We start from the raw sequence: 2,792 nt of genomic DNA, 5'->3' as shown, positions 1-2,792 counted from the left end.
GGTCTCGTAGACGAGCTGGTCGGTCACGTGGCGGGCCCCTGGTCGGTGATCGCCGCCGGTTGTGTGGCCGCCTCCAGCACGTGACGGACCCCCGAGGGGATCTCCACCGCGGTCGAGGTGGAGGAGTCGTAGGCGACCATGACCACCCGCAACGTGCAGCAGATCTCGCCCGCCGCGTCCAGGATGGTCTGGCGGATCTGATACGACGTGGTGCCGACGTGTTCGACGTCGATCTCCACGTCCACCGAGGTCGAGTCACGCAGGACGGGCCGCAGGTGGTCGATCTCGGTGCGCCGCACGACCTGGGGCAGGTTGCCCAGGCCGAACGGACCGAACCGGCTGCGGATGAACAGGATCCGCGCCTCCTGCGCGTACTCGAGGTACTTGATGTTGTTGACGTGGCCGTACTGGTCGAAGTCCGCCCACCGCACCTGCAGGGTGCAACGGAACGTCCCGGCGTCCACGGCGTCGCGCATGGTCATCCCGCCTCCTCCCGGTCCCCGAGCAGCGCCACGCGCTCCTCGGGGGTGATCTCCAGTGTCGTGGTCTCGTCATCCGCGGTCACCACCATCACGGTGTCGACCACCGCGCAGGGCTCGGCACCGGTCGACTCCGAGCCGATCGAGGTCCGCATCGTGAACGACGTGCGGCCCACCCGCACCACCTGCACGTCCACCCACACCTCGGGCACGCCCATGGCGATGGTGCGACGGAAGTCGATCTCCATCCACCGCGCCAGCGCGATCGGCACCCGGGAGCCCGGTACCCCGAACTTCTCGCGGAACCAGATCAGCCGGGCGTCCTGCGAGAACTCCTGGAACCGCACGTTGTTGACGTGCATGCCCACGAAGTCGGAGATGCGCAACGGGATCCGGACCCGGTGCACGGCCCCCGCCACGGTGGCGGCCCCGGGTGAGGTTCCGGTGGTCGGGGCGTCCGAGCCCTGGGTGGTCGGCGTGGCCATCTGCGGTCAGTCCCTGGTGAGCTTGCGGTGCGTGACCCGGTGCGGGCGCGCCGCGTCGGGGCCGAGACGCTCGACCTTGTTCTTCTCGTAGCCCTCGAAGTTGCCCTCGAACCAGTACCACTGCCCCTCGTCCACGTTGCCCTCCCAGGCGAGGATGTGGGTACAGGTGCGGTCCAGGAACCAGCGGTCGTGCGAGATGACCACGGCGCAGCCCGGGAAGTCCTCGAGTGCGTTCTCCAGGCTGCCCAGCGTCTCGGTGTCGAGGTCGTTGGTGGGCTCATCGAGGAGGATCAGGTTGCCGCCGACCTTGAGCGTCAGCGCCAGGTTGAGGCGGTTGCGCTCACCACCGGACAGGACGCCGGACTTCTTCTGCTGGTCCGGGCCCTTGAAGCCAAAGGCGCTGACGTAGGCACGCGAGGGCATCTCGTTCTGGCCGACCTCGATGTAGTCGTTGCCCTCGGAGACGACCTCCCACACCGACTTCTCCGGGTCGATGTTGGCGCGGTTCTGGTCGACGTAGCTCAGCTTCACCGTGTCGCCCACCTTGACGGTGCCGGAGTCCGGCTCCTCCAGGCCCACGATGGTCTTGAACAGCGTCGTCTTACCGACGCCGTTGGGGCCGATCACGCCGACGATGCCGTTGCGCGGCAGCGTGAACGACAGGTCCTTGATGAGGACCCGGTCGTCGAAGCCCTTGGTCAGCTTGTCGACGTCCACCACCACGTTGCCGAGCCGCGGCGGCGTGGGGATCTGGATCTCCTCGAAGTCGAGCTTGCGGTGCTTCTCCGCCTCCGCGGCCATCTCCTCGTACTTGGCCAGACGGGCCTTGGACTTGGACTGGCGCGCCTTGGCACCGGAGCGCACCCACTCGAGCTCGGCCTTGAGCCGCTTCTGCAGCTTCTGGTCCTTCTTGCCCTGGACCTCGAGGCGCTCGGCCTTCTTCTCCAGGTAGGTGGAGTAGTTGCCCTCGTAGGGGTGCAGCTGACCGCGGTCGACCTCACAGATCCACTGCGCGACGTGGTCGAGGAAGTACCGGTCGTGTGTGACGGCCAGGACGGCGCCGGGGTAGGCGGCCAGGTGCTGCTCCAACCACAGGACGGACTCGGCGTCCAGGTGGTTGGTGGGCTCGTCGAGCAGCAGCAGGTCGGGCTTGCTCAGCAGCAGCTTGCACAGCGCCACCCGACGCGCCTCGCCACCGGACAGGTTCGTCACCGGCGAGTCGCCCGGCGGGCAGCGCAGGGCGTCCATGGCCTGCTCGATCTGGGAGTCCACGTCCCAGGCGTCCACGGCGTCGAGCTGCTCCTGCAGCCGACCCATCTCCTCCATGAGCTCGTCGGTGTAGTCGGTCGCCATCTCCTCGGCGACCTCGTTGTACCGACGCAGCTGCACCATCGTCTCGCCGAGGCCGTCCTCGACGTTCTCCTTGACGGTCTTGGACTGGTCGAGCTCCGGCTCCTGCAGCAGGATGCCGACGGTTGCCTCGGGATCGAGGAACGCCTCGCCGTTGGAGGGCTGGTCGATCCCGGCCATGATCTTGAGGATGGAGGACTTGCCGGCGCCGTTGGGGCCCACGACGCCGATCTTCGCACCGGGGTAGAAGGACATCGTGACGTCGTCGAGGATCACCTTGTCCCCGTGCGCCTTGCGTACCTTCTTCATCGTGTAGATAAACTCGGCCATTCTACCCTCTCACCTGCGCATATAGTTCACTTCACCGCGGGTCGGCCGCGGGCACGACCCCCATGTTACGTGTCCGCCCGCGGCCCCGGCGTCCGCGGCGGACGCCGGCCCCACCCCCGGGAGCATCAGGCGCCGGCCGCCCCCACGA

Annotated in this window: 3 protein-coding genes; all 3 read right to left on the bottom strand. The window is 67.7% G+C overall.

Features of this window, described 5'->3' with window-relative positions:
- Positions 1-23: 23 nt before the first annotated feature.
- Genes G6024_RS08370 through ettA form a run of 3 tightly spaced genes read right to left on the bottom strand, consistent with a single transcriptional unit; the run spans position 24 to position 2,644 of the window.
- Positions 24-482, bottom strand: coding sequence for an acyl-CoA thioesterase (locus tag G6024_RS08370; RefSeq protein ID WP_159148477.1), 459 nt, complete (start codon positions 480-482; stop codon positions 24-26).
- Positions 479-964 carry a thioesterase family protein gene (locus tag G6024_RS08365; protein ID WP_159148476.1) on the bottom strand — a complete coding sequence of 162 codons (486 nt, stop codon included), beginning with the start codon at positions 962-964 and terminating at the stop codon, positions 479-481. Before G6024_RS08365 ends, G6024_RS08370 begins: the two co-directional genes overlap by 4 nt.
- A 6-nt stretch (positions 965-970) precedes the next feature.
- Positions 971-2,644, bottom strand: a complete 1,674-nt coding sequence (gene ettA / locus G6024_RS08360; protein ID WP_067719805.1) for an energy-dependent translational throttle protein EttA — start codon at positions 2,642-2,644, stop codon at positions 971-973.
- Between the last annotated feature and the right edge of the window lie 148 nt (positions 2,645-2,792).

This window comes from Dietzia maris (genome assembly GCF_014144855.1).
Classification (GTDB): Bacteria; Actinomycetota; Actinomycetes; order Mycobacteriales; family Mycobacteriaceae; genus Dietzia; species Dietzia kunjamensis.
Note: the sequence above shows the minus strand (reverse complement) of the source record. Positions and strands in the feature narration are given on the sequence as shown.